Annotated in this window: 3 protein-coding genes; all 3 read left to right on the top strand. The window is 33.1% G+C overall.

Annotated features, from left to right (window positions below):
* A partial coding sequence (locus ACT8VG_RS09905; protein WP_444195764.1) for a DNA cytosine methyltransferase occupies positions 1 to 379 on the top strand: 379 nt, incomplete at its 5' end.
* A 43-nt stretch (positions 380 to 422) separates the two neighbouring features.
* A complete protein-coding gene (locus ACT8VG_RS09900; protein WP_444195763.1) occupies positions 423 to 1,556 on the top strand; it encodes a hypothetical protein in 1,134 nt (377 codons plus the stop codon).
* A partial coding sequence (locus tag ACT8VG_RS09895) for a putative phage abortive infection protein (RefSeq protein ID WP_444195762.1) occupies positions 1,543 to 2,607 on the top strand: 1,065 nt, incomplete at its 3' end. The genes ACT8VG_RS09900 and ACT8VG_RS09895, both read left to right, overlap by 14 nt.

Raw genomic sequence — 2,607 nt, 5'->3', positions numbered from 1 at the left:
CATTAGAGCAACTAGAGACGGAGGTAGTTGGAAGGAATGGCCAGAATCTTTGAGGTTAGCCTGTCATAAGTCACAATCAGGTAAAAGTTTTGGAAGTGTTTATGGCAGAATGAAATGGAGTGAGCCTAGCCCGACAATGACTACACAGTGTACAGGCTATGGTAATGGTCGATTTGGTCATCCAGACCAAGATAGAGCCATTTCTGCGAGAGAGGCAGCACTGCTTCAAACTTTTCCTATGTCATATAAGTTTTTTGAGGACGAAGAGCATGTTTCTTTAGTGAAAGCTTCACGGTATATAGGTAATGCCGTTCCACCTGTTTTAGGTGAAGTTGTTGCAGAAAGTATTCTGGAGCATTTGAGAAACTATTACAATTAAAAAGTAATATTAGGATATTGAGCCTATTATAAAATTTCAATCTATGATTTATCAAAATAAAGATAAAAGTATATTACCTGATGCGATTCAAGTTCGTACTTTGTTGAATAAAATGCAAGATCAGACACCTGTCAAACATTTGATGCCGACAGAACGTGTCGTGGATGGTGATAACAAATACTTTCTTACCCATTTGGCAAATGGCAGATTCATTATTAAGCCTAATATAACACAACAAGGAGTGCTGTATTATGGAAATAGTAATGGAGAAGAGTATAAAGAGCATTTTAAAACAAAATATTATCCGTCAGGCAATAATGTAAAAAAGCTTCATGATGAGTTGATGTACCATAATGTACTTTTAGAGCAATTTGTTTTATTGGTGAAGACTTTTCCGCTTTTTAAATTATTAGACGAAGGTATTTTCATACCAGAATTAGATATTAATTTCTCACTTGGTAATCCCTATACGCTAGCTGCTGCTTATGGCTTACCTTCGCCATTCATCAATTTGACAGCTTCTAAAGATGTGGCGATGTTTTATGCTACAAATGAATATGATGCAGATACAGGTGTTTACAAACCTGCAAAAGAAGGTACTCTCGGTATTGTATATTTATATCGGATAACAACACCTTTGGGGCAAACCTCAGAGCTATCAACATTAGGAGTGCAGATATTTCCCCGAACTTTTAATACGAAACAATTTTCATATGTATTAGGACCCGGGGAAGAATTTAATGATAAAAGTAATGTCTTCGGTCTTACGTTTATTCAAAATAATGAGGCTTCTAAGTATTATTTGGATATGTTTGACGGCGGTAAGAAATTGCTGCCAACAAATGATTTCCTTACTTTAAAATGGAACTCAATTAAAGATGATATATATCAAGCGGCAGTAGATATTAACTTGAAAAAAAATCCAGATGATAAACGCGATGATAATATTGAAGCTTTGAAAAAGAAAATAGGACGTAATATAACAGAAGGATTTCCTATTTTCACAAAAGCAGATTTGGCTCACACGGATCTTGAGAGTATATGGAATTCTTTTTTAGAAAAAATATATCCCCTAAATGAGTCAGATGTGAAGATTGTTGAATATTTAAAGCAACTTCCTTCAATAGAAGAATATGCTTGTTATTTTAATATAGATAGTTATTATGAGAAGAGATAAATCGTCATTTATATATCTTGCATTCACTGTCTTTGCTCTAATTTTTGCTTGCTATTATATTTATTTGGCAGAGATTGATAAAATTATTCTGTATTCCAACGGCTTAGCAAAGGGTAATTTATCAGCTGCAGGAAGTTTGGGAGATACTGCAGGCTTAATTAATGCATTGTTCTCTGGTTTGGAATTTGGTGGTGTAATCCTAACTATAATTTGGCAAATTAGAAATGATAAGAGAGGTCGGGCTAGTAGTTTAAAAGTCCAATTTGAAAATACTTTTTTCAATATGACTCAAACTTTTGAGCATTTGATAGAGGGATTAAGCATAGAGCATAAAGTCGTTGGTCATTCTGTAAATAAGGATGATTTTCTAGCTAATGCTTACGCACAAGTAACATCACAAATAGGCAACAATAACACTGAATCGAATGAGATAAAAGGAAGAGCCTTGTTTAAGTATCTCTATCAAGAACGGAAAATTGATGGAAAGCAATTGGTCGAAAGTATTAAAGAGACAGGAATCAAAGCATTTGAAAATGTGATGGATGGTATCTTAGACCATTATTTCCGTTATTTCTATCGAATCTTGAAGTTTATTGACGATACGGAGTTAATAGATAATCAACAGAAATACTATTATGCTTCTATTTTTAGGGCGCAACTTTCAAAATATGAACTTCTTATGCTTTATTTCAATGGACTATCTAAGTTTGGAAGGGAAAAGTTAAAACCATTGATGGAAAAATATTGCATTCTTAAAAACTTAGATAAAGCCGATTTGCCATTTCCAGCAAAAGACATGGATGAAAAAGAGCGCAATTTGATTTTAAATGGTTATGAGCAATCCGCAAGTATTCATCATTTAATATACGAAGGAAACTATGTTTCAATAATAATCAATTCGATTTGCTACTCTATCGTTCTGATAATATTACTAGCTTTGTCTGCATCATGTTTAGACAATTTTATATTCAAGGATATTTTGTCTTTACCTATTTTAAATGACAATTCTGGAAAAATTGTTTGTTTGATATTGACTTTTATGATTTTGTAT

The organism is Catenibacterium sp., from assembly GCF_052354645.1.
Lineage (GTDB): Bacteria > Bacillota_I > Bacilli_A > Erysipelotrichales > Coprobacillaceae > Catenibacterium > Catenibacterium mitsuoka_A.
Note: the sequence above shows the minus strand (reverse complement) of the source record. Positions and strands in the feature narration are given on the sequence as shown.

Bases quoted from the DNA above. Each gene is read 5' to 3' on its own strand.
- ACT8VG_RS09900 (WP_444195763.1), top strand. From the start codon at position 423: ATGATTTATCAAAATAAAGATAAAAGTATATTACCTGATGCGATTCAA.